This is a genomic window from Veillonella parvula, assembly GCF_002005185.1.
Lineage (GTDB): Bacteria > Bacillota > Negativicutes > Veillonellales > Veillonellaceae > Veillonella > Veillonella parvula_M.
In genome coordinates, this window is the sequence record NZ_CP019721.1 from 332,962 (window position 1) to 358,956 (window position 25,995).

Sequence of the window (25,995 nt, forward strand, 5' to 3'; positions counted from 1 at the left end):
CGCTTAATTGAGAATGTTAACACTATAATTTCAGTTTTGACTCGTTGATTCTGAACCCTCTTTGATGCCCATATTCACCAAATCTCATCAACTGACTTCCGCCCATTGTATATGGGGAGTCCGCCAGTATTTGATTAATTTCCCTGGTCTCTATTTTCTTCATGCGACTTGGGTCGTTACCGAAACATTCCCACCATACCTCTGCCGCACAAATACGGTCACGATATACTAACTCTTGACCCTCGGCAGGTTTAGCATTCATGCTAAGATACGTCCTCCTGGCGCTCCGACTCATCACATTCCAATTTAAAGGTACCTTAATTAATAAAAACTCATTAATCAGTCCTGCTTTGGTGTTTGATTCCATATGCGCCTCTCTAGCCGCATCAGCCAGTTTTAGTACATTCGGGTCATCCTCGATAATGAGGCTTTCCCCGCTTTTATACCGATACAAAGCCTCCGCCCATAACTGGTCTACTTCCCCTGGAAGATTAACGAATATATTCTTTCGTGGAGTCGTCATCTCAAGATCAATAGGCCAAAATCGGCGATTGCCTGTAATATCCTTTAGGAATTCATATTGATTCGTGCTACCAAAGAACACACACTGCCGTGGATACTCTTGCGTACGTCGGCCATAGGCTTGACGAAATACATCTACTTGACGGCTTAGGAATTGCTTGGATGCATTTTCTTCAGCCCTCGAATACCCAGCCATTTCACCAGCTTCTATAATCCATTTACCTTGAATGCCTTCTGCAGCTTCCTTACCCTCAAAGGTATTTAATCCGTCAGCGTACCACTTCTTGCCCATTGTGCGGATAAGAGTACTTTTACCAATACCCTGACCGCCAATAAGAATTGGCATCGTGTCATACTTGCATCCAGGCTCAAACGCTCGCGCTACTGCCGCTGTAAATGACTTCCTAGCGGCTGCACGGGTATATACATTATCCTCAGCCCCTAAGTAGTCGATGAATATGGTATCTAATCGGGCAATGCCGTCCCAGGATAACCCGTTAAGGTAATCTAGTACTTCATTAAATCCATTTTGCTCAGCGCACATAATGAGGGCATCCATGATTTTATCTTTACCGGTGATATCATATTTATTTTCTAGGTACCACCGTAAGCCTGCATCATCTGCGTCTGTCCATATGCGAAGTCCTGGTGTTGGGTTCCATGGTAGGGCCCCTTTTGCCACGTATCTCGAACCAAATCTATCATAGGCAAGTCTACCGACAAGCGCCGGATCATGGTGCATGATTTTAAGCATATTATCTAGTGTGTTCTTAGGTCGACCATTCTCGTCGTACTTTAAAGTCGAACTTTTCATCCAGTCGACGTTCGTTAACGCATTAGGGTCGAGGTCGGATGTCTCAGCGTGAGCCGATACATCCGTGATAATATCAGCAAATACATTTGATGCCGATTCTCGGGCACGGGCCATGTTGAGTTCGTTAACGACTACCGTATCTTGCATAGCTAGTTTAGACATAGCCATGTAAGATGGTAGCTTATGCCCAGGTGTCCCATCCTTAGCAGTCTCGTCTAAGCTGTGGAACTTATGCAGCCGAATAAGGTCAAAGGCATTAACTAATTGACCACTACACGGGTCAGTATTATGGTGACTGAACAGGAATGTATCGTCATCATATATAACCGCCCCGGCTACTGTTGAGCCAGTAACGAACGTTAAGCGGTCCTCGCTGCCGTCAACATCGACATATGCATGAGGTATGAATTTATCAATCGCCTCACGGATACCATATATTCGACAAAAGGCACCTACGATACCTGGTTTTTCTCTCGGATCAGCTTGCTTTGCAAGTAGCTGCTTTTCATGCTGAGATGCTTCCTTACCCGGTACTTGTGGCCAAGAACGCACATCTCGCCAATCAGTGTATTGGCCGAGCATACCGTCAGCAGATAAGAATGCCTTATCGCCTACGTAATATACATATTGCGCATCGTTCGGGCATGATGGCCAATACATGAGCCGAGAAGCTTCGAACGTAGTTCCATCCATCATACCAATGCCGATGAGCTCCGCTAGCTTACGAGCAATAGGCTCATACTCATCAGGTGTCATCGTTCTATCAGTAGGGACGATAACACGTAACCGCGGACGGTGCACCGTATGAGAACGGGTTGAGTATATGACATAAGCCATGCCTAGGCTGTCAATCGTGCGAGCGACGTTCTCAGTTTCCCCAGGCGATATGGCATCCATATCAAGAGTAATCAAATCACGCCCAGACACGTTAATAGCTTTACGCTGCAGACCGTTTAACGTACCACCAACAAAGCCACCTATGTCCTTTAGCTTGCTTTTCTCAGATTTTGGCAATCTGTGGTATTCGTCCACGGTTTCTGTTGTACGAACGGGGATTTTGAGGCGTTCACAAAACTCGGACCACATCATCTCCGTACGGGTCCATTGCTTTGATGTGCGACTCGCACCGATACTGATGGTAATCAGTTTATCGTTTTGCAAGTGTATCCCCTCCTAATCTTTCATATAATAGTCATTAGTAAATCCTGCGGATGATAATAGCAGCCCGTCTGCCCAAGGTATGGCGATTGAGAATATAGCATTAACATCATTTAACGTAGATTCTGCATTCTCCTTGTTGATTTCAAGTACAGCCTCATCATGAATGTGCATGATAATTTGATATCCAGCATCCTCCAATCGGCGTAACGTTAACGCTAAACAATCGCGAGCGACTGCTTGTGTGATGTTTTCGACTAATTTGCCTCCATAGGTGCTTTCAGTAACCCATGCAGCATTTACCTTAGTCTTAAAATGTACAGCATCCTTACCGAATGCATTCTGCTTAATGCTTGGGCTAGGATAAAATAGCTTACGTCCACTCGGTAACTCAATCGTCATATAACGGTAACCGTATATTGGATCGATTTCCAAACGGAACATAATGCCGTGGTCAAGGCCTATAGGATTCCCGGTAGTAACGGTGTACACGGCCGCATTCTCAACGGCATACCATAAATCTCTTATTCTAGGCGATGCGTTGCGCCATAAATTTACGATTTCAGGTAATTCCTCCTCATGAAGTCCCATATCAAGAGCTCCCATGGCTTTTAATGCATTCACTCCGCCTTGATAGCCGAGTGCCAATTCAGCGACTTTACCTTTTTGTCTAAGATGACCATTCTCGCCATGCTTAACAACGGGAACACCAAACATCGATGATGCGGAAGCACAGTATATGTCTCCGCCCTCAGCGAATACACGTTGCCGCCAATGTTCTCCCGATAACCAAGCAATAACACGAGCCTCAATGGCTGAGAAGTCGGCCACACATAATGTATTGTCCTTTTCAGCAATAATTGAGGTACGAATTAATTGAGATAGCGTATCCGATACATCGCCATATAGAAGTTCTAACCCTTGACGGTTTTTGGTTTTAACGAGATGCCGAGCCGTGTCGAGGTTCTCGATGTAATTTCTCGGCAGGTTCTGCACCTGGATAAGACGACCCGCCCAGCGTCCGGTACGGTTGGCACCATAGAACTGCAATGTTCCCCTGAGTCGAAGATCAGCGCCCATGGCACTATCAGTCATCGTATATTTAGATACAGATGACTTAGCTAGCTTTTTACGAATCATAAGCACTTTTGTGGCAACGTCATCCGCATCCGTCAGAGCATCGGCCACAGTGTCCTTAGTTAACTTTTCAAGACTGACATTAGTATTATTGTTTAGCCAATCAAGTAATTGATTCCGGCTGTTAGGGTTGCTAAGTCCTGTAATTCGATAAGCCTCATTCATCAACATTTCTCGATTTTCCTCATCAACGTATAAGGCACCCTCAACCAATTCATGGTCAATGCGTACCCCTCTACTATTGATTTGGATATCAAGATACCAATCTTTCCACGTATCATCAGGTACAGGGAACGAGGCTAATCTGTGATAACATTCCATCTCAGTCACAACGTCCTGGCGGTTGTACTCGATAAAAGCATTCCATTTATCCGTATCGTGTCTAGGTAGATTACGTGTACGGCCACCATTTCGTTTGGTGGGCTTACATGGTGTACAAAAGTACTTGATAAGTGCTTTCCCTGATGTGTCCTTTTTCTTATCCTGAGGTAACCCCAGGGCCTTGCCGAGTAAGGCTAGGCCCATAGGATATCCTAAGTAGGCACCGTGAATCATCGTACACTGCCACTGATCAACAGATGTGAGTAACCCTGCACGATTTAGACACGTAATTTCAAATTGTGCATTGTAAGCGTGCTTGATTACATCTGAGTTTAATAAATCACGAATTACACTGTCAGGAATTACTCCTCCCTGCGCTAAATCTACAACTTCAACAGGACCAAAGTCGTAGGAATACGCAAATAGTAATATGGTGAAATCAGGCGATTCAGTATATTTGTACACTCCGAATGAGATATCGGTCGATGAATATGTTTCTATATCAATACTTAGATGCCTCATATCAGGCACCTATTAGTAAGGTTGACCAGTTACAGGGTTAATCCCTACAGGAGCTTGCTGCACGGATTGCTGAGGTGTCGTAGCATATGCCGGTTGTACATAACCTTGTTGAGCGGCTTGTTGTTGCACAGGTTGACCTGCTGCTACTGGAGCACCGGTATAAACATTAGCCGCACTACCTTGAGGTGCACCAAATACAGAGGATGCTGCAACAGGCATACTGCCCAACGCTTCACCATCGCGTACTTTTTGAACAGGGCCCAAACCACATCCAATACCAGTGGATTGATTGGAGTAGAAGAAGAATCGAACGAGTACATTGACATACATGCCGGAGTATACTTGCGTAGGATTTGTGAGAGGATTACCTTGAAGATCCACTACTTCAACTTTATAGCTAGCATCTTGTGCTGCTGTAAATACCCAATGGCCTTTACATTCAGGACCAAACTCCTTACCAGATTGTGTGTAACCATCACCGTCATGAATTGGTGTTTTTGGCTGTGCTGGAACACGTGCGCCGAATTTAGTACGAGCTGATTGGATAGCAGCTTCGATAGCATTCATGAGAGCTTGGTGTTGAGCTACATCAGTTTTAGGTAATAGAATAGTAGCTGAATATCTAGGTTTAGCACCAGGCTGTGTGGAGTTGGCCCAAGGTTCTAATAGATGGCAATAGGATACACGAACATTTTGCAATAATACTTCAGTTGGTTGTGGAACGAATGACATAATTAATTACCTCCATTATTATCATTAGATATATTAAAAATTTGCGCCGCAGTAGGTTGATTGGTAATCCGAGGGCGCTTATCGGATTCCTCAACTAGGGTAGGCTTGCCTGCTTTCTTAACTATCATGTCGCCTACCATATCATTAAATTGGGTTTTACCGATGGTCTTTTCCATCTGTGCCAATGTTAATGTCTTACGTTCATACAGAATGCTTTCATCGATACCAGCCTTGATTAAAGTATCAATAGCAGCATCAGTGTCTTGAAAGGCTCGACTACCACGACCCTCTACAGCTTTCCAGCCAGGGACTGTCACTCCGTTAAGGGATTCGGTGAGTGCGTAGTCTTTCATGTCTTCGAGCCAAGCAGCGACGTCTTTACCTCGACGAAGATATTCGCCGAGTTCTGTCATCGAGATAAGCCGAGGATCATGATTAGAAACTAGCGCACTGTGCAATGAGTCATTTGCCTCATATCGGGCTTTACATTGCTGCTTAGCCCTGCAGAATCTGCACCAGTCACCGGGTTCAAATTTACCGTTACCAGACATAGCCTCATCTGCGCGAGGTTTGACAAATGTATTACCCCAATCCAGTAATTCTGCCGTAGGGATTTCCCATTCGCTGATATTATTAACACGAGGCTGCACGATAGTCATTTTGACCGTATTGAACATATAGAGTAAGCTATATGCGTCAATCGCACCGAGGGCGTATAACATCATTTGCGGATTGTGTTCCGCATCAACGACTACCCCTTTTCCGTGCTTATAATCAACAATGTGCAAGGTATCCCCAGATAAGATGATACAGTCAGCCGTGCCGAATCCATCGGGTACATAACGACTAAAATCAACGCGTTTTTCAATGGCTACTACTGGAGTTGCCGTGCAACCTAACATAACACCTTTGACATATTCAAGGTATGTTTCCGAGGTATCGTCCATTTCTGGTTGCCACAATTCATCCTTTTTGATTTTGTTGAATTTGCGAGTGTATGTGGATTTAGCCATGGCCGTGGTATACTTCTGTAGTTTTAACTCACACAGTTCATGCGCCAGGGTTCCTTCCTTTGCATACACAGATGTACTATCGGGAAAGTTCTCCTCTAGGAGAGGGGCGGCTGTACAATGCAGCCACCGGTGTGACCCCGATGCGTTTAATAATGCATGTGATCGAGGTGCCATTAGATTCTTGCCCCCAATCCTCTAATTGCATTTACTAATTCAGGGTATCTCTCCTCAGGTACTTGACCCAAGTATTGAACACCGAATTGTGTCATTAATTGTTGCAATTCTACAGCCTTCCCTGCGTCAAGTAATGGTGCAAGCGCCGCTTGAATTTCAGGCAATGTATACTTCTTAACTTCTTGAGATACCGGAGCAGTAACAGGTGTTTGCACAGGTGCAGTAACTGTTTGTACCGGGGCATCAGTTGCCACGTTGATAGTTGGTGCTGTAACGGCTACTTGAGTAGGAGTAACTTGTACAGCTGCATTAGGTACCGTCATGGATACCGAGTTTGGTTGCACAGCTACTGTTGTAGTAGGTACACCTTGATTTGTATCTTGCGGAGCTAAATTAGATACGCACACGGACGGTGCTGCTACTGTAGATACCACTGTATCTACCATGCCAGGGGCTTTATCATCCATTGCTCTATCGCTATCTACAAAACTTTTGAATTGATTTAACACAGCTTTTAGCTGATTATATACATCTAGTACATTAACTCCTTGAACTTCAACTTTAATCATTCTTTAACTCCTCCTGAATATTAATAATTGATTGGTTGTAATACGATTCTTTTAACTCAAAACCTAAAGCCCTACGGCCCATACGAAGTGCCATAACTGGGACCGTACCAATACCAGCAAATGGATCAAGTACGATATCATTTGGATTACTCCACAATTCTATGCATCGAGCCACAGTATCTAGCTGCAGCGGGCAAATATGACGTTCGTCCTTATTGTCACGAGCTGCTTTATAATTCAGCGTATGCGTTTGGCGGATATCGGCCCATACAGGATTAGCATATCGGCGCCATACTTGATGGCTATATATAGGCTCTGTATTATATTTTTGCTTTTTATCAAACAAAACTGGATTGGGCGCAGGTCTTTCAATTCCTTTGATTCCCTCAGGTTCCTCTTGACCGAAGAACTGGATAAACCCCTCTGGATGCGCGATGGGCTCCGGATTGTCACCAGGTTTACGCAATGTCACGATGTAATCAGGCGCCCCCATTCTACACATGGCAGAATCTTTTACAATTTGCTTGTGTAAAAGCCCTAGCGCTTTTGTCCGAGTAGCCTCAATGAGAGGATCTTTCCAAATCGTGACTCGGGAATGCATCACGAATCCAGCATCCTGGAAGGCTCGAATAATGTCACCAGGAAAATCTTTCATTCCGATAACACCGTCCCTAGATTTTGTGAGTGGCAAATCCATACAATGGACCGATACTAATCGCCCTGGCATTATTACACGGTATAGTTCTGCGATTAAATACTTGAAATGTTGCCAAAACTCGATATCAGTAGATGAGTTGCCCATATCCCTATCAGAATTAGAGTAAACATACAAGCTACTAAATGGAGGGCTGAATATAGAGTAATGAACGCTATCATCAGGTAGCCCTTTCAGCACTTCTACTGAGTCACCATTATAGATTGCAAATCGGGACTCAATTAACTGATTTAGCACGTTCATGTTGTAGGTCCTCCTTTGATTTCTTATTTAGCGCTTGCAGCATTGCGACTCCAGCAAGGGAGGCTATAGCTATATTCATGCCTGCGTCAACAGCTAATTTAGTTAATTTGGCTGCTTTTAACTCATTGATGTGGATGACTCTTATGTTATGCCCCTTAGCATAAGCTAATTCCAAGTTGCACCCGGTTGAGTTCTCCCAGCCGTTGCACATTACGATTGCATCGCAGCCACTTAGAAGGTCAATGCACCAGTCTATGCCGGTATCATAATCGACCTTATCGTACAAATGCCCCAATATATGTATGGGTGATAGGAATATGTTATGGGTATCACTACCAAAAGGTTCTTTTATTGGAAATACGCCCATATTGTCCTGCAGCCACTTTAATACAGAGTCAGCATTCTTTTTATTTTTAGCCAATCCCCCGAATGGATGGCTTATGTAAATTTTAGTCATATAACAGCCCTCATTTCTGCCCAGTTAGGTAACACCATCGGCACACACGGATTGTATTCCGTTGATTCCCGTCTAGTTTTAGATAATTCAGTACGAACAGCGTCACGAGTAAGCGCAATCATAGCGTCCCTCATTTTTATAGCATCCGCTTCCTTACGTTCGATGTTTGCTTTAACCGCGCCCTCCTTTTCGGAGATTACGATATATGCGTTCACCTCATGCTTCTGGCCAAATCGCCAGCATCGGCGAAGTGCTTGATAATACTGTTCATAACTATCGGATAGCCCAACAAATATCATATTGTGGCAGTTTTGCCAGTTCATTCCGAATCCGGCGATACTTGGCTTTGTTACCAAACATTTTAGGAATCCAGAACCAAAACCTAACATCATGCCCTGCTTTCGAGTCGCCTTATCACTACCTTTGACGTCCTCTGCGAGATCAATCATTTCTTTCAAAGTAGTCGATTCATCATTAAGGTCGCACCACACTAGCCATTGCTCATTAGATGCATTGACTAAATCAGCTGCTGCTCTACATCTTGATTCAAGAGATGCTTTGCGAGCCCTGCGGCGTTCTAGTAATGATAAAGTAGGAACATCTTCACCAGTTTTATCAACGACGATTTCATGTACATGTAACTCAGGCAATTCATAGCCATCATCTTCATAACCTAGGGATGCCGGATTATCTAGCACTACTGCCCATGACGCCATCCACTCCCAAAAGGTATTCTCTGCATGGCCTTTTAATCGCCATTTAGCAGTATCACTACCATCGTGCGTGAAATACATAGATAGCATCTCATTACGGCTCATAATGCCGAGGAACTCCGCATGATTGCCAAGCTCCATATAGTCATTTGGTGCAGGTGTTGCCGTACATGCCAAGCGATATGGTGTATTACTGAATCGATTTATTAAATCTGTACGTACTTTACCAGTAAATGACTTTAGGATACTCGATTCATCAAGCACGACACCTATCAGATTATCGGTATTAAATCGGCCCAATTTCTCGTAATTCGTAATATTAACGCCTGGTACAATGTCATCATCGGATTCGCATATAGTCACAGGAATATCGAAACGTTCACCCTCGGATTGTGTTTGAGCGGCCACAGCTAGCGGTGCTAATATGAGTACTGATCCACCTGTATGTAAATAAATCTCATACGCCCAGGACAGCTGCATTAAAGTTTTACCTAATCCACAATCCGCAAATATGGCGGCTTTACCTTTTGCCAAGGCCCACTTAACGATATCTCGTTGAAAATCAAATAGGTGTTTGTTTAGCATACCTGTATCAATATCAAATCCGTGAGATTCTGACATTTTAGACTTGAGGTTGATGAAAGCGTTATAATTCATCGACAGACGCCTTTACAGATTCATACTCAGTAAGTAACGCTGAGAATTCCGGATTATCTTTTGCAAGTAACCGATACATGGTCAAGCGCTCAGCGTTCTTAGCCTTTTGTTCGAGTTTCTTTTCTATGTCCTCCAATTTAGCTCGATCACTTTCACGTTTATCGCATTTAGAAGTATCGATAACTGCAATGACCTGTTTAACTACATTTCCTTTGAAACCTTGCATCCGAACAGTATCAAGGTCTTTTGCCTTTTTCAAAACACGAGCAATGCCTAAGCCGTTTCTTGATTTAACAACCACCCAATCACCAACACCAATATTATCGATTGGAACGTTTGTATCGGATTCGTAATATCTAAACCAAAATTCATCATAGTCATGAGCTGGCGTATTATTTGGCCAGTAATAATCGCTAGTATCGTAAGTAACTAATAAGAATTCCATAATATGTCCTTTCTGTGGTATACTTTAAATGGATATTTTTCTAATTTGAGCTTGTTGATGTTGCCGCATCATCAGGCTCATTTTTTATGCCCAAATCCTCACATTCATCAGGAATGCAATAATCTCGCTTTGGACAGGTACTACAATTTCGCAATTTAATCACCACCTTTCAACGCGCTTAAATCAAGCACCATCTCAGGCTTTCTAGCTTCCCATGTGTAATAATCTAAGCCTGCTTCTTTTAACGCATCCGCAGCAGCTCTACCTGTTTGTGCTTCATCAATAATTCTGTAAGCGCTTTGTCTGGCGTTGCGTACTTTTGATAGTCGTTCCGCGAACGGCTTTAAGAGTTCACAAATAGCAGCCCATTCTTTTGGCGGCTTATCATAGCAACTTTTACATCGACTAATCATACGATCGATTAAAAATTCCGAAGCCGGCATACTATACAAAACGCTATCACCAAACCCTGCTCGCTTAATTTCCATAGCCGATTTCCGGGCTTCAGATAAAGCTTCTTCCAGACGTTTAAAAGCATCTAGCGACTTAATTTCTTTAGTCAATAGAGCTTCGTATTCATTTTCAATCGCATCGGTTTTGTCACAACTGACACGAGATACGAAGTCCCTTACTTTTTGTTTACTGATATAAGGTTTTGTCATTTTCTGTCTCCTTTTAGTTGTAATAAGGGTTTTTACAATAATCACCGTGAGTTCTCACTCTTGGGATGTATGTGACATCTTCCTGCTCTTCTGCGTCAACTTCTGCCATATCTTTTTTAAATCCGTATAGAGATATAACCAGTCCGATTAACGATTGCAATATGAACTGTTCCCATCCAATTTGGTCGAGTTCTAAGGCTCCCATAGAACCTGCGACTAAAAACGTGCCAGTTAACATATAACCCATAAATTGATCTCCTTTATATCGTCACCATTGATAAAATAGATGCTACTGCTGCTGCAACTAAGCTCAAATGCATTCCTGCGTCAATCCATGTCATGATTAATTCCTCCTAATGAATTCCTGCGGATTTAAACTCCGCATCAACTACTTTCACATCCCAACCTAGCGAATGAACAAGGAATGTTCTAAACCCCTCTTTATCGATGACAAAGCTACGGGATTTCTTACCTGGTGACTGCCAGGCGTATGCGAACGGGAATCGGTCTCTTGCGATGCCCTCCCGGATAGCTGTTAGGCTAACACCGAGCACAGTCGACATTTGGGCGACTGAAATCACTTTTCTAATCATGTGCACTGCCCCTCCTTTTCATATAGCCTTCAAAATCATTCTGATTTCTTGGCCTACTTGTAAACGATCTTTAAAAGTATCTTGATTACGGAAATCATCCATGTAAACTTCTAGCATCTCTCGGTATATAGCTGCTTTGAAGCTTTCTGGCTTTTCCACATCTTCTCGATACGGCTTTAAAATCGTAACCGGCTTACCGAAATCATAATCAATAAGTCCTCTTGCCTTTAGCCGGGCTTTCATAGTTCTAATCTTACCGTTCGGCCATCCGAGTAAATTTTCCATTTCCTCGTTGGTCTGTAACCCGCTATCACGATAGGAGTTATACAGAATTTCCATGTCTGTCATTTACTGCCCCTCCTTTACTTGATTTTAATTCAAGTTTCTGGTCAAAAAAATTTGGTCTACGGTACACCCAAAGTATGCAGCCACTGCTACAACTTTACTTATAGCCACGTTGGAGATATCCTTTTCCCACGCGCCATAGGTCGGTAAAGATACACCTAAATCCGCGGCTACTTGGGCTTGTGTGAGACCCTTTCTTGCCCTTAATTCAGCTAAATAAAATTTCTCGGGCATTAATATCACCTCCTTTTGTGACATCATCTTAACATGAATTAAATTCAAGGTCAAGCGTTAATTTGAATTTTTTTCAAGTTTTTACAAAAAAATATTAAATTCATTTGAATTTAAGTCAAATATATACTATAATTTAAATATAGTTTGGGAGAGAGATTAAGGAGGAAGAGATGAGGCTTTCAGATAATATTAGACGATTTAGACGACTTCGTGATCTATCACAAGAAGATATAGCAAAAAAGCTAGGATATAAATCCTTTACAACTATACAAAAATGGGAAACAGGTATGGCCGAGCCGCCTGTAGGTAAATTATACGAACTAGCCGATATACTCCGTGTCAATATTATGGAATTACTAGGTGAAGAGTCTGACAATAATATAACGGATATGCCTATCAGTACTTACAAATACGTACCTGCATCTGTATCAGCGGGCGCGTTGACCACGATAGACGCCATTAACTTCATGCCTACTATATCTATCCCAGACTTCATGATGGGTCGTTACGCAGGCAATAAGAATATTATACTTATGTCGATTAACGGTGAAAGCATGAATAATGTTATCCAAAATGGTGCTATTATCGCCGTATTAAGAAATATAGAACTGCCAGATATCCATGACGGAGATATTGTAGTTATTAAGAATGGAGGGGATTATACAGTTAAAAGATTCTACAATGATAAACAACATAAAGAATTTGTATTTAAACCTGATAGCTCGGATATGGCATTTCGGGACATCATATTTAGTTACGAGAATACAGATGACTTATACCTGATTGGTAAGGTTGTTATGTACAATGTGACTTTGTAAGAGATTAATAAGGGAGATTACTAAGGGAGATAAACAATGAAATTCTATAAAATTTTATCTATCGCGGCATTATTTGCAACAGTTGCTAGTTCTTCATTTGCACAATTTATTGATGTAACCCCAGAAACGTATGATAAAATCTGGAGCACCTGGCAAAATTATAAAACTGATCGTAAACTTGAAAGCCCAATTAATTATGGAGTTGAACTTCGGAGTGGAGCTGGTGGCGCCGCGGTATTAATTACCCCAGCTACAATCACTAAATATGTATCATATTCCAAAGACGATCGTCTGATTTTTCCAGACGAATCTTTTAAGAAAGCCATACTAAACAGTAATGATTATGTATACATAGCTACATATGCACTTCATCTAAAGAATCCATTAGCGGGCACGGTAATGCCTCAACTACCATCACAACGATTACTTATAGAAAAGGACAATCAGTATATAATCCCAGTAGCGATGGATACCAAAATCTATGATATGATGCCGCATAGCTATGCCCTTGTCTACTATGCAATACCTAAACAAATAATTATGAACCCACCGTATACTATTAAATTTATTAATGGAAATGGCGATAAAATTGAAATACCTATTACCACTGATAAATTAGCAGAACTTATGGATAAAGAAAATAAATTAGTCTATAAGACAAATGATTAATAAACGTAAAGCCCCTATCCGATACTACTCAGATAGGGGCTTAGTTATAGGAGGTATGTAATTATGGCCATGAAACGAGCCAATGGTACTGGAACCGTATATAAGATGAAACACAAGCCTCTACGGCGCCCATATAGAGCCGTGGTGACCCTTGGATATGACTCCGAGGGTAAACCCTTGCGAAAATCGATAGGAACCTTTGCAACGCAAAAAGAGGCATATAATGCACTATCTGCTTATGACGCTAACGCCCCGCAATACGAGACCAAGGATACGACCTTTGGCCAATGTTGGGAATGGATGATTGAAGATAAGATGCGCAAAGGGATACAACTAGACAAAGGCGGTTACCCTCACAATAAAAAGAAAATGCTACATCTTATGAATATCCCAATTAAAAATATTAGATTAGCCCATCTACAAGCAATTATTGATGATCATAGCCACATGAGCGGGCCTGCGTTAGCACAGATTAAAACAGCCATGAACGGATGTTTTCTGGCAGCCATACGAAATGACATTGTTGACAAAAACTACGCTAGCCTAGTCACGTTGCCCGCAAAAGAAAAGTCAACTTTACATAAGCCATTTTTACCGGCAGAGATTTATGATTTATGGCAATTATCGAATACAGATGAATATGCAAGAATCATGTTATGCTTAATATACACAGGCATGCGACCTGGCGAAATTAAGTCAATAAAATTTGCTGATGTGCATATAAAGGAACGCTATATGATTGGCGGTATTAAAACGGATGCGAGTAAAAACCGCATCATACCGATAGCCAATTGTATTATGCCATTTATAAGAAAATGGTACAGCGCGAGTCGATTCGAGCACGGAGAGTATATGCTTCCGACATCCACGCCTAAAAACATACAAATGGCGCTCAGCCGGTATTTAAAAATGAAAGTACCAGGGCATTTGCCCCATGACGGGAGACATACATTCGCCACTCTTCTTACACAGATAGGCATGTCTGATGCTATGACAAAAACGCTAATGGGGCATTCGCATAAAGATGTTACGAATCAGGTGTATATTCATAGAGACGTCGATGAATTGATATCCGTTGTTAACCAAATACCGCATGGCGAGGCGATATTATCTGTGAAGGATGTTATCAAAAGGCATGAAGGTTGAGCAACGGTTGAGCAACTGATTAAATTTTAAAGAATTTTAGCCGATTTATAAAACGAAGAACCCAGTAAGCATCGATGCCTACTGGGTTCTTTAAATGAAATTCTATATATCCGACATATAGATATATGAATCCATATTAGAATTATACAAAAATATTTAAAATATAAATTTACTACCTAGCGATCACACATTCAATATAACACATTAATCAATATATTATATTGAATTGTATTATAAATGAGCTAGAATTTCACCATAGTTTTAATCTATAGCTAACTGATATGCTTTTATCATATACAAATCCCCTTCATCCATGATAGGATATAACCATTATAAGACTTGAAAGGGATGATTATATGAAATTAAAAACATTGTTAGCACCATTACTTATCGGTGCTCTTGCATTTGCTATCGCTGGTTGTGGTAGTACATCAAATCAATCAACACAAACACAAAAAGAAATCAAAATAGGTGCTACATCTGGTCCTCATGCACAAGTAGCTGAAGCTGTAGCAAAAGAAGCTAAAAAACAAGGAATCGATCTTAAAGTAGTTGAATTCTCAGACTATGTAACACCTGATAAAGCCCTTGCAGATGGCGATATTCAACTGAATGCTTATCAACATGTACCATTTATGGAAAACTTTAACAAACAAAATGGTTCCAACTTAGTAGCAATCGGTAAAACAATTTTGGTGCGTATGGGCTTATATAGTAATAGTGTACACAGCGTACAAGATGTACCTGAAGGCGCTACTGTTTCTATCCCAAATGACCCTACTAATGGTGGTCGTGCATTAGCATTATTAGCTAAAGCTGGATTAATTACGTTAAAAGATGGTGTCGGCTTCAAAGCAACAGTTGCAGATATCACATCTAACCCGAAGAATATAAAGATTCAAGAACTAGAAGCAGCTCAATTACCTCGTAGTCTAGATGATGTAACAATTGCAGTTATTCCAATGAACTATGTGCAAAGTGCTGGTCTTAGTGTAGAAAAACAAGGTTTCTTCTTCGAATCTAAAGATGAACCACTAACAGTTATCGTACTTGCAGTTCGTAGTGAAGACAAAGACAACGAAACATACAAAAAAATTGCAGATATTTACAAATCTGATGCTATTAAACAATACATCGACGAAACATTCAAAGGCACTATTACAACTGCCAATTAATAAAGTTTATATCGTCACTATATAACTAAAAAGAGATACCCCAATGATTACAATCATTGGGGCATCTCTTTTTTACTCTTCTGTATCAAATGTAACATCTAATGGTTGACGCTCTACAATATTGCGATATCGTACTTTAGGATATCCCATAAGAATGCCACCAGCTACAATTTTATCATCAGGTACACCTAATTCATCTAATAATGGTTGGTATTCAGCTTCTCCAGCATGTTCAAAAAAGCCTGCCCAACAAGTACCAAGGCCTAAAGTCGGCGCATATAGCTCAGCATAAGACAAGCAAGAGTGACCACTATCATGGGTACGGTGAATATCCTTTTTAGAGCCGATAGCCACTACGAGAGCCGGTGCATCGCGCAAAATATACTCCTTGCCTTTATCTACTTCTGCTTGAGCCGCACGAGCATAAAGGCGCATAATTGGCACTGTTTTTGCAGCTAAATGCATCCACTCTAGAACGAGATCAGCAATACGGCGCAACGTTTGTTTATCTCGGATTACTATATACGAAATACCTTGTGTGTTAGTTGCTGTTGGCGCCATTCTTGCAACGTTTAGCACTTTGCGAATGAGCTCTACAGGGACTGGTTTATTTTGATAGTTACGAATAGAGCGGCGACTACGCATAAATAGTTCAGCTTGCTCAGGCGTTAACTTAGGTTCCTTTGTAATATCGATTTGCTCCTTACGCGGTGTCATATCGCTATCGAGAGCAAGCGTTGGGCATACGGAAATACAATGCCCACAGGAGATACAACCTCCCCTGCCAGTTACAGGTCCAGCATCGGACATCACCAGCAATCCGGTCGGACAGTCAGCAACGCAAAGGCCGCATCGTGTACAGACTTCTGTATTGACGGTAAATAACATCTGAATATCCTCCAAATACTACTATAAAGCCTATTATAACATACAAAATCAAGTCATATCTAGTTTTAAACAATTATTCTAATTGTAATGGAGCTAATCCCTGTTCCTATATTTGCCTTTTGGATGGGGCCTCGTTTCGTTAATACAACTTGGTAAAAAAAGTAAGAATACGCTTGCTTGCTCCGTTCTTCGCAAAGTCGCTGCACAAGCGTATTCTTACTTTTTTATCACTGTATTTATAAAGATGCCCCATCCAAAAGCGTAAATAATCTAGCTAATACTTATGTAGAGTCATTACAATTACACCTTGAAATAAATCATAGACAACACTATCATTTTACACATTATAATAAACTTTATAGTAGTGGCGCCATGCCCACCGTATGGGAAGGACTAGCCAGAGGCTAATCTACTGGCTTGTCTTGATGCAAATTCAGTCAAAACTACTTAGCCGCTCTCGCCTCTCCGCTCCTCTAATTATAAAAGCATATTGAGTAAATATCGAATGTAGCTTGTGATGGGACTGGTTAATAGCAGACGATCAAATAATAAAAAGAGTTCCCTATGCAGCGACTTTACGAAGGACGGAGCAAAGAGGTACCCAGTTTTATTTTTAATTAAGTTGTCGCAATGAAATGGGGCCCCATAGCAATCGACGTAGAAACTACTTATATGCTAGGGCCCCATCACAAGCGGAACACACATTTACTCAAATGCTTTTATAAGCTCCATGTATTGCGCTTTGTGTGTCATTCTCCATGTCCCAAAGTCTGGTTCTGCGGATTGGTTTAGAATATTTGCCAAAGATTCCAAAAATTCTGGAATTTTTGTAGCTACAATATTACCGGCCATTTTACCGAAGTTTTCAGAGCCCATGTGTTCTGAGCCACCATCTACAAGGATAAATGCTACCATAGGTTTCTTATCTACTAATTTTACAGCACCATGGAAACCAATTTCACCGATTTGGTGTGTACCACAGGAGTGTGGGCAACCAGATATATGTAAACGAGGTAGTTTTCTTGTATCTATGCCCTTTTCTTCAAGGTGTGCGAAGATATCTTTCAAAAGACCGTTAGAGTCTTGCATTCCAATCTGACATATAGTAGAACCAACGCAAGATACGGAACGGCGGAAATCATTTTTAGCACTATCATCAGTTAATTCCGCAATTTTGCGTGCTTCATCAGCGGTGAGATTGATGAAGAACAATGCTTGGTCTGGCGCAATACGTGCTTCAACTTGATCAAGTGTCACCGCATAGTCAAGGGCCGCCAGCAAGTGTTCAACGTTCGCATCGCCACCTGCCGGATGGTATTCTACATAGTATAAACCATCTTGTTTTTGACGGTGAATACGATAGTTTTCCACAGAATCATCACGTTTACCAGTTTTTGTAATTTCATAAGCATAATCAGCCGGATTAATAGTTAGGTGTTCTACTTCTTTTACCATAGCTAGGGTTTCTTCATAGATCTTGATGAAAGCTTCCGCCCCACCCATTTCAGCAGGCATGTAACGGGTACGAGCCTTACCACGGTTTTTGAAATTACCATGGTTAGCAAAAACCATAAGCATAGCTTTCACATGATACAAAACATCCTCAGGTGCTACATCATGTGCCACCGGAATACCAATGCGAGGATTAGGACCAATACCACCACAAGCATACACATCAAAAGTATTGTGTTTTGTTAAGTTAAAACCTAGGTCCTTGAACGTAGAATGTGGGGTACTATCAAAACCATTATCTATACCCATTTTAAATTTGCGAGGGATCTTGATATAGAACATTTGCTCCATAAGAAATTCACTAATAGCTGTTGTATATGGCGTAATATCTAAAGTTTCACGAGGATCAATGCCGCGTAAAATACTAGCCACCACATTGGGATTGTCACCGCCAGCACCACGGTTATAGATACCGTGGTCATAACATTCCTTATAGAGACTCAATATAGTATCACCATCAAGGCCATGCATTTGTAAGCATTGGCCGGTAGTGAAATGTACATGTTGCAGGTTATATTTACGAATGGAGTCCGCTAAAAACTGTATGTGCTCGCGCGTCATGCGACCACCGTTGAAGCGCCAACGGCTCATGCCAGTATTTGCACCGCGCTCAGCGTAACTACCATAAGCACCAGATTGTCCTTTATAGTCTGCAATGGATAATTCTTTCTTATAGAACTTATGTGTCATATCCTCAAACTTTGGATAATCTGCAATTAATCGATCTTTCAATTCTTGTGTAATCATACTATTACCCTCTTGGCTTATATTTATTAAGCATAATTCGTAACTTTATAACGCTTAGTATACCATATATGCATAAGTATGTTAGTAGCTAAGCTCACAATTTCAATATCGATTATTAATAATATAGTTTACAATCTGTAATAATTATCACTTTTAAAAAGGCAAAAGAAGCTGTAACCAAATGTGGTTTTACCACATTCAGCTACAGCCCCTTTTTATAATAATTATATGATTAAGTGTTGCTAGTTTTTATACGCGACCTTCGTTAGGATTATTGTATGCGTCTTTATCGATGGTTCCCATAATTTTGTCTACTACCAAAGCATTTGTTAATGACCCAGATACGTTCAAACATGTACGTCCCATGTCAATCAATGGATCGATAGCTAGAATTGGACTAATGGAGGTGAAGTACGCTCCAAGTCCTGTACCACTAAGGGATACAGATGCCGCCATTGTAGCCGTACCTGGCACGCCTGCGATACCAACAGAACCAATAGCAATAACGATAACACTCATGATATACATAGTCATATCGAATGGAATATTGGCTACATTAGAGATGTACACCACAACAAGTGCTGGGAACACGCCGGCACAACCTTGCATGCCCGCAGTAGTACCGAAGGAAGCTACTGTATTAGCAGTTGTAGCATTTACACCAAGACGTTTTGTTAAAGTCTCTACAGTTAATGGCAATACACCCATCGAAGAACGAGAAGTGAACGCCAATAAGAGTGGTGCTTTCGCTTTCTTGAAGTATGTAATCGGATTGTAGCCAAAGCTAGTAATCAAGATTGCTTGTACGACAAACATAATCAAAAGACCAACGTAAAGCAATACTACGAACAAGCCCATATCAAGAATAGCTTGTACACCGCGTGTTGCCAATGTAGAAGCTAACAAAGCAACTACACCATATGGCATAAGACCAATGATGAAATCAGCTACCCAGGAAATCAATTGGTGAAGTTCATCAAATAGTTTTGTGAACACCTCCATAGAGTTTGTCCCTGTTTGTTTTAATAGACGAGCTACGCTACCCAAGATAATTGCAAATACGACAATGCCGATAACATTTGTTTCAGCAGCCGCTTGAATTGGATTGCTTGGGATTAGTGCTCGGAATGTATCAACCATAGGTTTGATTTCACGAATCTTCTTGCCAGATTCAACAATATCAAAACCTTGACCTAAACCGAAAGCATTCCCCAAAATTAGGCCGACTATAGCAGCAACGGCTACCATGCCGAGATTTGTAGAAATCATAGCAACTACTAACTTTTTGAGGTTAGCACCTGCCTCCATGTGCAAAATAACGTGAACAATAGAGATAAAAACGATAGGAATAACAAGCATGCGGATTAAGTCGATGAAACCGCCCCCTACGAGAGAGAACCACTTTGTACTTTCCTTGATGTAAACCACTTTGGATGGATCATCAGGGAAGCCTGCAATAATTTGGACCGCTATACCAAGTACGGCACCAACAATAGTACCAATAATAACGAGATTACCGAAGGATGTGCCCTTGCGTTGCAATACATAAATACCTATTAACACGAGCACGAACACCGCGATAATACCAATACTTAGTGGATTGCTTAACATGAGGTAATCTGTAAAGAATGGAATATTCATAATACACCTCTTTAATTCATATCACAACAATAGGTTATGAACTTAGTATAGCATATATCGAAAAAAATACAAGTATAATATTTAATTTTTGGTAATATTTAATGTATTCTGTAATATATACACCAAAAAGGCGATTTTCCAGAAGAAAATCGCCTTTAGTAAATCTAGCTATTATATTATCTGTTAACTAAGATATAGGTTACTTGGATAGGACCATGAGCACCATCTACAGTTACCAATTCGATATCCGCCGTACGGGACGGACCAGAAATCAAGCAGATATTTGTAGGGAACTTAGCTGGATCGTTGTGATACCGTTCAGCCAAATGTTCCATTGTTTGTGTCATGCGAGGGTTGATTGTATCAGTATACAACACAGCAATATGTGTTGTAGGCAACAAGCTAATCACACGGCCAGAGTCCTCACCAGAAGCTTGTACTACAGTAGCAGTCTCCGCAATACCGCAGTATGGGAATGTAATACCAATATCAGCATTAGCAGTATTAGAAATACATTCTTCACGACCTTTAGCTGGATCCCATTGGAAGTATGTACGAGTGCCGCCATTATTAGCTGCATCTTGTTCGAACAATTCTTTTAATTTATATTCTTCTACTTCAGGAGAGCTTGGGAATACAATTTTACCGTTTCCCCAGTCTTCGATAGCTGCCAAAATTGTTTCACCTAGTTTGTCAGGTGTAGTTTCAACGAATTTTGTACCAACACGTTGACATTGTTCCTTAAACATTGTCAAAATTTGATCCCGACTCAAATCTTGGAACATAGTTTCTTGAGGACCATGGCTATAATCAAAGCCTTCTACAAAAGCAGGGCACATTTCTTGATCACGGCCTAATGCACGAGATAAACGTGCAATAAATTGATTACGTTTAGCTACATCCATTATTTTTTCTCCTTCTTCTTGTTCTTTTCATGTTCAGCATATAAATCACGGAATTTCTTGAATTTCAAGGAACCCAACTCTTTAGACTTAGTCCAACCGTTCATAACTGGAATAGCTTGAGTCCATTCAGGCATGTTACCTTCTTTATTACTAATTAAGTTCATACCGATAGCACCAGCTTTTGTGCCAAGATCAAATAATGTTGCATTACCAAACATCTTAGCAGCTGCTGTGAAGATAGCTTCTTCTGCTTTTGGACGAGTCTTTTCAATATCAGCCATGATATGACGGTGCTCCATCAACAATTCATGCAATGGAATAGCTACTGGACAGTTTTCTGTACATGCACCGCATAATGTAGAAGCATATGGAAGATCGCCGGCTACATCGTAACCTTTGAATAATGGAGTCAATACAGCACCCATTGGACCTGGATATACAGAACCATATCCATGACCGGAAACGTGACGGTATACAGGACAGATATTCATACATGCACCACAACGGATACAACGTAGCATTTCTTGGAATGTACCACCCAAGATGCCAGAACGGCCGTTATCAATAATGATGATATGAGTTTCTTCAGGACCATCAGCTTCACCAGGACGCGCAGGACCAGTCATCATGGAGAAGTAGTTAGAAATCTTAGAACCTACTGCAGAACGGTTCAACATTTCCATCATAACATCAAGAGCTTTGAAATCAGGAACAATACGTTCTGTACCTAAGAAAATTAATTGAGTCTTAGGAATAGAACTAGCCATACGACCGTTACCTTCGTTGGAAACGATTGTACATGTACCAGATTCAGCAACTGCAAAGTTACAACCATTAACACCTACATCAGCTTTTAAGAAGCGCTCACGTACATAACCACGTACAAAGTGAGTCATTTCCGTAGGGTTTTCAGTTCCTGTATAACCTAATTTTTCAGCAAAAATTTCACGGATTTTGTTACGTTCAAAATGAAGACCTGGTACTACGATGTGAGATGGAGGACTTACTGCAGTTTGCAAAATAAATTCAGCCAAGTCAGTTTCGTTAACTTCAATACCAGCTTCTTCTAATACTTCGTTCAAACCAATTTCTTCAGTTAAGATAGTTTTGGATTTAACGATCATTTTTGCTTCGCGTTGGCGAAGGATATCTAATGCAATTTGAGTCGCTTCTTTGTCATCGAACGCAAAGTGAACTTTAGAACCAGCTTTTTCAGCATTGTCAGCAAATTGACTTACATAGTAATCCAAGTTGTTAAGTACGTGATCGCGAATTTTAGCCGCTTCAGCGCGGAAATCTAACCATTCAGGAACATCCGCAACTACTGTATTACGTTTATCATAAAACACGTCTTGTGCTTTTTTAATAGCTGCAACTTTGAAATCGTCAGCCAAACATTCTTTTATACGTGTTTTATAGGGGCGATTGTCATATATAAGTGCCATGTCGTCTCCTCCTTAACGGCAGTTTAAGATTTCAGCAATATGCATAACTTTGATACGGCGATCAATTTCGCCTTCTTTATGAAGACGATCAAGCATACCAGCGATGTTCATTAAGCACGCTTGGTCAGAACCGGAGATAACGTTGGCACCTGTGCCAGCAATTTCCAATGCTTTTTCGCGTGTCATAACTTCACTGATTTCAGGGTTTTTAACTGAGAAAGTACCGCCGAAACCACAGCAACGATCTGCACGTGGTAATTCAATCAAGTTGATATCTTTAACGTTTTTAAGGAGTTTGAAAGGAGGCTCTTTAATGCCCATCAAACGAGTTACGTGGCAAGATGTATGGTATGTAACGGATTCGTTAAAACGAGCCCCTACATCTTCAACACCTAATACGTCAGTAATAAATTGAGTGAATTCGTAAATTTTACCACTCAATCTTTCTGCGCGCGCCAACCACTCTGGTTGATCTTTTAAGAAATGATGATATTCATCGCGGATTGCAAAAGCGCAAGAACCGGACATGCTGACTACATATTCAGCGTTCTCAAAGCATTCGATTGTATTCTTAATTGCGTCCATAGCCGCGTCATTATAACCGGAGTTAGTGAACATTTGTCCACAGCATACTTGTTTCTTAGGTACTACAAGCTCACAACCTAATCTTTCAAGTACTTCTACACCAGCCATACCTACATGAGGGTAGAACATGTCAATCAAACACTGTTGGAAAAGATGAATTTTCATATTATCTTCCTCGTCTTTTCTAGTACTTAACCTAATAAAAAATTTTGATATGTATGTGTTATGGCAATTTTTAGTAGTGAATTTTTCGACTAAATTTCTGCCCTGAACATTACTTATGCTTTCAAATAAATATTCAAAAGCTCATCGCTATAATTATAAATTAATCATGTAGATATTGTCCAAAGAATTGCTATATTCGTATGTACCCTTTTATTTCTTATATCGTTATGACTTTTTGTAATAACAAACATTGAATTTTATCACATCTATTATTTCATTTATCATTTTTTCTTGTAAAAGCCCCATAAAATCTAGATTTTGCGAATGTTTATCATTTTGCATTTTTAACTACTAGAAAATCAACTTTTATCTATATTTCATTTTATATTTATATAATGGTACTCAAATTTTCAAATTCATGTAAGTTTTATCCTTATAGATTACATTTTCTTATAGTAGTGTATAAATTTAAAAAGTGTTATAATTTATTTTATATAAGTATAGTTTGAAAGGAGCCCTTTTCATGAAACTAAATAAATTATCTTTGTCTTTAGCAATTACATTGGCCCTTGGTTCTACATTCAGCATGGCTCACGCTGAAACAACTGCGACTCATATAAAATCTGAAGTATCTAATGTGGCTACTAGAGCTGAGGTATCTGCTAAAGCGGATGAACACCGTGTTGATACATCTGTTAAAAACGATGCTAAACGTATTGATACATCCGTCAAAAATGATGCTAAACATGGTAGCACAGTTGTAAAACGTGATGCAAAACATGCTGATGCATCCGCTAAAAACGCTGCTAAACGCACTGATACATCCGTAAAAAACGATGCTAAACGCGTTGATACTTCTGTAAAAAATGACGTTAAACGCATTGATACTTCCGTAAAAAATGATGTAAAAGAAGATGCTGCAAAGGTAGAAGGTAAAAAAGTTGTAAAAACTAAAGAAAACTTACCTACTGGTGTATACCCTGACACAAAAGATAACTGGGCTCGCGATGCTATCCAAGCAATGACACAAGCTGGTTACCTTTCTGGTTATGCTGATAATACATTCAAACCTAGTGCACAAATTACTCGTGAACAAGCAGCTGCTATTTATGGCAAAGTGCTACAACACAACTTAAACGAACAAGAATTAGCAGAGATTGCAACAAAAGAATCCTCTACCTCCTACTCTGACGTGGAAGCAGATCGTTGGTCTAGCTCTGCTATCAAATTAGTTAGTGCTGCAGGCGTAATGGAAGGCACATCTAAAACAGCTTTCACACCTAGCAAAACTATGGACCGCGAACAATTCGTTGCATCTGCTGCTAGTCTAGCTAAAAAATTGAATCTTTCTACACCTGTAAAAGCAGAAAAAGTAACATTCAAAGACGAAGCTAGCATCTCCTCTGCTTACTTGGCAGATATCCAATACATGGCACAACGAGGCATCGTAGCATCTGGGGCAACAGAAAACTTTAACCCTAAACAACCTGTAACAAGAGCACAAGCGGCAACAATCTTGAACCGCATGCTTAATGGTGCTGGCCTTGCAACACCGAAACACAGTACAACTGAAGCTAAAGCTGAGACAGCTGTAAAAGAAGATGCCAAAAAAGCTGATACAGCATTAGAGAAAGATACATCTAAAGTAAGTAAAGACGCTAAAAAGGATGTAGCTAAAGCTGATAAAGCTGTAAAATCTGATGCAAAAAAAGTTGAAAAAGACGTAAAAGGCAATAAAGATGCTGCAGTAGCTGAAAAAGCTGAACCTACTCGCACCGTTCGCCCTGTTCGTCGCAGCACACTAAAAGCACTTGATCAAAAACAACAAGCTGCATTAGAAGACAAAGTATTTTCTGAATTAAATAAAACTTATAAAACAGAAGATGCATTCCAAAATTATGGCGTAATGTACTGGCGTGACAATCAATTACACGTAGCTTTGAAAACAGACAGCGATATTTCCACAGTAAAAGCTAACCTTGCAAACCGTGGTGATTCTACTGTAAATAACTATGTTGTAGTTGAATCCTCCCAATACAGCCAAGCTGAATACGATGCAATCGATACAAACTTCCGCAACTACTACAACAAAAATGAAAAAGCAGGTACAATTCTAGCTACATTCCCTGATGTAGAAAATAACCAACTTTACGCAGTTGTATCTACAGCATCTAAAGAAACACAACAAGGGATCTCTAAATTATTCGGTTCCAAAGTAAAAATGACAGTAAAACGCTAATCGGCGTTACACTTAACCAGCCAAGGCAGCGTAT

25 protein-coding genes are annotated in these 25,995 nt (G+C 40.6%); 5 read left to right on the forward strand and 20 right to left on the reverse strand.

All coding sequences use genetic code 11. From position 1 onward, the window contains the following. Positions 1–22: 22 nt before the first annotated feature. The 14 genes from B1A77_RS01665 to B1A77_RS01730 all read right to left on the reverse strand — a co-directional run bounded on the left by B1A77_RS01665 (position 23) and on the right by B1A77_RS01730 (position 12,026). Positions 23–2,497 (reverse strand): virulence-associated E family protein, encoded by a 2,475-nt coding sequence (locus B1A77_RS01665; protein ID WP_077707723.1) that lies wholly within the window; start codon positions 2,495–2,497, stop codon positions 23–25. Positions 2,498–2,509: 12 nt separating this feature from the next. Continuing rightward, positions 2,510–4,474, reverse strand: a complete 1,965-nt coding sequence (locus tag B1A77_RS01670; RefSeq protein ID WP_077707724.1) for a DNA polymerase — start codon at positions 4,472–4,474, stop codon at positions 2,510–2,512. Between the two features lie 12 nt (positions 4,475–4,486). Next, positions 4,487–5,206, reverse strand: coding sequence for a DUF2815 family protein (locus B1A77_RS01675; protein WP_077707725.1), 720 nt, complete (start codon positions 5,204–5,206; stop codon positions 4,487–4,489). 2 nt (positions 5,207–5,208) lie between these two features. Next, positions 5,209–6,393 carry a DUF2800 domain-containing protein gene (locus B1A77_RS01680; protein ID WP_077707726.1) on the reverse strand — a complete coding sequence of 395 codons (1,185 nt, stop codon included), beginning with the start codon at positions 6,391–6,393 and terminating at the stop codon, positions 5,209–5,211. Next, positions 6,393–6,962, reverse strand: a complete 570-nt coding sequence (locus B1A77_RS01685) for a RodZ family helix-turn-helix domain-containing protein (RefSeq protein WP_077707727.1) — start codon at positions 6,960–6,962, stop codon at positions 6,393–6,395. The genes B1A77_RS01680 and B1A77_RS01685 overlap by 1 nt, the downstream gene beginning before the upstream one ends. Further along, positions 6,955–7,920 (reverse strand): DNA-methyltransferase, encoded by a 966-nt coding sequence (locus B1A77_RS01690; protein ID WP_077707728.1) that lies wholly within the window; start codon positions 7,918–7,920, stop codon positions 6,955–6,957. Before B1A77_RS01690 ends, B1A77_RS01685 begins: the two co-directional genes overlap by 8 nt. Continuing rightward, positions 7,895–8,377 carry a DUF4406 domain-containing protein gene (locus tag B1A77_RS01695; protein ID WP_077707729.1) on the reverse strand — a complete coding sequence of 161 codons (483 nt, stop codon included), beginning with the start codon at positions 8,375–8,377 and terminating at the stop codon, positions 7,895–7,897. Before B1A77_RS01695 ends, B1A77_RS01690 begins: the two co-directional genes overlap by 26 nt. Further along, positions 8,374–9,747 (reverse strand): DEAD/DEAH box helicase, encoded by a 1,374-nt coding sequence (locus tag B1A77_RS01700; RefSeq protein WP_077707730.1) that lies wholly within the window; start codon positions 9,745–9,747, stop codon positions 8,374–8,376. Before B1A77_RS01700 ends, B1A77_RS01695 begins: the two co-directional genes overlap by 4 nt. Then, a complete protein-coding gene (locus tag B1A77_RS01705) occupies positions 9,737–10,192 on the reverse strand; it encodes a hypothetical protein (protein WP_077707731.1) in 456 nt (151 codons plus the stop codon). Before B1A77_RS01705 ends, B1A77_RS01700 begins: the two co-directional genes overlap by 11 nt. 155 nt (positions 10,193–10,347) lie before the next feature. Beyond that, on the reverse strand, positions 10,348–10,854 hold the full coding sequence (locus B1A77_RS01710; protein ID WP_077707732.1) for a hypothetical protein: 507 nt from the start codon (positions 10,852–10,854) through the stop codon (positions 10,348–10,350). 13 nt (positions 10,855–10,867) lie between these two features. After that, positions 10,868–11,101 carry a hypothetical protein gene (locus B1A77_RS01715; RefSeq protein WP_077707733.1) on the reverse strand — a complete coding sequence of 78 codons (234 nt, stop codon included), beginning with the start codon at positions 11,099–11,101 and terminating at the stop codon, positions 10,868–10,870. Between the two features lie 106 nt (positions 11,102–11,207). Continuing rightward, positions 11,208–11,435 carry a hypothetical protein gene (locus tag B1A77_RS01720; protein WP_149026227.1) on the reverse strand — a complete coding sequence of 76 codons (228 nt, stop codon included), beginning with the start codon at positions 11,433–11,435 and terminating at the stop codon, positions 11,208–11,210. A gap of 30 nt (positions 11,436–11,465) precedes the next feature. Further along, positions 11,466–11,795, reverse strand: coding sequence for a hypothetical protein (locus B1A77_RS01725; protein ID WP_077707735.1), 330 nt, complete (start codon positions 11,793–11,795; stop codon positions 11,466–11,468). A gap of 24 nt (positions 11,796–11,819) precedes the next feature. Then, the gene (locus tag B1A77_RS01730; protein ID WP_077707736.1) at positions 11,820–12,026 is read right to left on the reverse strand and encodes a helix-turn-helix transcriptional regulator; all 207 of its coding nucleotides are present in this window, start codon (positions 12,024–12,026) and stop codon (positions 11,820–11,822) included. Positions 12,027–12,196: 170 nt separating this feature from the next. Between B1A77_RS01730 and B1A77_RS01735 the strand changes: the two genes are divergently transcribed. The 4 genes from B1A77_RS01735 to B1A77_RS01750 all read left to right on the forward strand — a co-directional run bounded on the left by B1A77_RS01735 (position 12,197) and on the right by B1A77_RS01750 (position 15,834). After that, on the forward strand, positions 12,197–12,844 hold the full coding sequence (locus B1A77_RS01735; protein ID WP_077707737.1) for an XRE family transcriptional regulator: 648 nt from the start codon (positions 12,197–12,199) through the stop codon (positions 12,842–12,844). Positions 12,845–12,880: 36 nt separating this feature from the next. Next, positions 12,881–13,513, forward strand: a complete 633-nt coding sequence (locus tag B1A77_RS01740) for a hypothetical protein (protein ID WP_077707738.1) — start codon at positions 12,881–12,883, stop codon at positions 13,511–13,513. Positions 13,514–13,576: 63 nt separating this feature from the next. After that, positions 13,577–14,659 (forward strand): tyrosine-type recombinase/integrase, encoded by a 1,083-nt coding sequence (locus B1A77_RS01745; RefSeq protein WP_077707739.1) that lies wholly within the window; start codon positions 13,577–13,579, stop codon positions 14,657–14,659. 356 nt (positions 14,660–15,015) lie between these two features. Beyond that, positions 15,016–15,834 (forward strand): MetQ/NlpA family ABC transporter substrate-binding protein, encoded by an 819-nt coding sequence (locus B1A77_RS01750; protein WP_004694891.1) that lies wholly within the window; start codon positions 15,016–15,018, stop codon positions 15,832–15,834. Between the two features lie 72 nt (positions 15,835–15,906). Here the strand turns inward: B1A77_RS01750 and B1A77_RS01755 are convergent, their stop codons facing one another. The 6 genes from B1A77_RS01755 to B1A77_RS01780 all read right to left on the reverse strand — a co-directional run bounded on the left by B1A77_RS01755 (position 15,907) and on the right by B1A77_RS01780 (position 23,722). Beyond that, positions 15,907–16,722, reverse strand: coding sequence for a nitroreductase family protein (locus tag B1A77_RS01755; RefSeq protein ID WP_004698259.1), 816 nt, complete (start codon positions 16,720–16,722; stop codon positions 15,907–15,909). Positions 16,723–17,427: 705 nt separating this feature from the next. Then, on the reverse strand, positions 17,428–18,981 hold the full coding sequence (locus B1A77_RS01760) for a nitrite/sulfite reductase (RefSeq protein WP_077707740.1): 1,554 nt from the start codon (positions 18,979–18,981) through the stop codon (positions 17,428–17,430). A gap of 249 nt (positions 18,982–19,230) precedes the next feature. After that, entirely contained in the window at positions 19,231–20,622 is a 1,392-nt protein-coding gene (locus B1A77_RS01765) for a cation:dicarboxylate symporter family transporter (protein ID WP_077707741.1), read from the reverse strand. A gap of 176 nt (positions 20,623–20,798) precedes the next feature. Continuing rightward, positions 20,799–21,527, reverse strand: a complete 729-nt coding sequence (locus B1A77_RS01770) for a LutC/YkgG family protein (RefSeq protein WP_077707742.1) — start codon at positions 21,525–21,527, stop codon at positions 20,799–20,801. Further along, positions 21,527–22,972, reverse strand: coding sequence for a LutB/LldF family L-lactate oxidation iron-sulfur protein (locus tag B1A77_RS01775; protein ID WP_004694882.1), 1,446 nt, complete (start codon positions 22,970–22,972; stop codon positions 21,527–21,529). The genes B1A77_RS01770 and B1A77_RS01775 overlap by 1 nt, the downstream gene beginning before the upstream one ends. Positions 22,973–22,984: 12 nt before the next feature. After that, on the reverse strand, positions 22,985–23,722 hold the full coding sequence (locus tag B1A77_RS01780) for a (Fe-S)-binding protein (protein WP_004698263.1): 738 nt from the start codon (positions 23,720–23,722) through the stop codon (positions 22,985–22,987). Positions 23,723–24,245: 523 nt separating this feature from the next. Here B1A77_RS01780 and B1A77_RS01785 point away from each other — a divergent pair. Further along, positions 24,246–25,961: an S-layer homology domain-containing protein gene (locus tag B1A77_RS01785; protein WP_077707743.1), complete on the forward strand. Its 1,716-nt coding sequence runs from the start codon at positions 24,246–24,248 to the stop codon at positions 25,959–25,961. The last annotated feature ends 34 nt before the right edge of the window (positions 25,962–25,995 follow it).

What these genes read in the sequence shown, in the direction of transcription:
- B1A77_RS01670 (WP_077707724.1), bottom strand. Translation starts at nt 4,474, where the DNA reads ATGAGGCATCTAAGTATTGATATAGAAACATATTCATCGACCGATATC.
- B1A77_RS01675 (WP_077707725.1), bottom strand. Translation starts at nt 5,206, where the DNA reads ATGTCATTCGTTCCACAACCAACTGAAGTATTATTGCAAAATGTTCGT.
- B1A77_RS01680 (WP_077707726.1), bottom strand. Translation starts at nt 6,393, where the DNA reads ATGGCACCTCGATCACATGCATTATTAAACGCATCGGGGTCACACCGG.
- B1A77_RS01685 (WP_077707727.1), bottom strand. Translation starts at nt 6,962, where the DNA reads ATGATTAAAGTTGAAGTTCAAGGAGTTAATGTACTAGATGTATATAAT.
- B1A77_RS01690 (WP_077707728.1), bottom strand. Translation starts at nt 7,920, where the DNA reads ATGAACGTGCTAAATCAGTTAATTGAGTCCCGATTTGCAATCTATAAT.
- B1A77_RS01695 (WP_077707729.1), bottom strand. Translation starts at nt 8,377, where the DNA reads ATGACTAAAATTTACATAAGCCATCCATTCGGGGGATTGGCTAAAAAT.
- B1A77_RS01700 (WP_077707730.1), bottom strand. Translation starts at nt 9,747, where the DNA reads ATGAATTATAACGCTTTCATCAACCTCAAGTCTAAAATGTCAGAATCT.
- B1A77_RS01705 (WP_077707731.1), bottom strand. Translation starts at nt 10,192, where the DNA reads ATGGAATTCTTATTAGTTACTTACGATACTAGCGATTATTACTGGCCA.
- B1A77_RS01710 (WP_077707732.1), bottom strand. Translation starts at nt 10,854, where the DNA reads ATGACAAAACCTTATATCAGTAAACAAAAAGTAAGGGACTTCGTATCT.
- B1A77_RS01715 (WP_077707733.1), bottom strand. Translation starts at nt 11,101, where the DNA reads ATGGGTTATATGTTAACTGGCACGTTTTTAGTCGCAGGTTCTATGGGA.
- B1A77_RS01725 (WP_077707735.1), bottom strand. Translation starts at nt 11,795, where the DNA reads ATGACAGACATGGAAATTCTGTATAACTCCTATCGTGATAGCGGGTTA.
- B1A77_RS01730 (WP_077707736.1), bottom strand. Translation starts at nt 12,026, where the DNA reads ATGCCCGAGAAATTTTATTTAGCTGAATTAAGGGCAAGAAAGGGTCTC.
- B1A77_RS01735 (WP_077707737.1), top strand. Translation starts at nt 12,197, where the DNA reads ATGAGGCTTTCAGATAATATTAGACGATTTAGACGACTTCGTGATCTA.
- B1A77_RS01740 (WP_077707738.1), top strand. Translation starts at nt 12,881, where the DNA reads ATGAAATTCTATAAAATTTTATCTATCGCGGCATTATTTGCAACAGTT.
- B1A77_RS01745 (WP_077707739.1), top strand. Translation starts at nt 13,577, where the DNA reads ATGGCCATGAAACGAGCCAATGGTACTGGAACCGTATATAAGATGAAA.
- B1A77_RS01750 (WP_004694891.1), top strand. Translation starts at nt 15,016, where the DNA reads ATGAAATTAAAAACATTGTTAGCACCATTACTTATCGGTGCTCTTGCA.
- B1A77_RS01755 (WP_004698259.1), bottom strand. Translation starts at nt 16,722, where the DNA reads ATGTTATTTACCGTCAATACAGAAGTCTGTACACGATGCGGCCTTTGC.
- B1A77_RS01760 (WP_077707740.1), bottom strand. Translation starts at nt 18,981, where the DNA reads ATGATTACACAAGAATTGAAAGATCGATTAATTGCAGATTATCCAAAG.
- B1A77_RS01765 (WP_077707741.1), bottom strand. Translation starts at nt 20,622, where the DNA reads ATGAATATTCCATTCTTTACAGATTACCTCATGTTAAGCAATCCACTA.
- B1A77_RS01770 (WP_077707742.1), bottom strand. Translation starts at nt 21,527, where the DNA reads ATGGATGTAGCTAAACGTAATCAATTTATTGCACGTTTATCTCGTGCA.
- B1A77_RS01775 (WP_004694882.1), bottom strand. Translation starts at nt 22,972, where the DNA reads ATGGCACTTATATATGACAATCGCCCCTATAAAACACGTATAAAAGAA.
- B1A77_RS01780 (WP_004698263.1), bottom strand. Translation starts at nt 23,722, where the DNA reads ATGAAAATTCATCTTTTCCAACAGTGTTTGATTGACATGTTCTACCCT.
- B1A77_RS01785 (WP_077707743.1), top strand. Translation starts at nt 24,246, where the DNA reads ATGAAACTAAATAAATTATCTTTGTCTTTAGCAATTACATTGGCCCTT.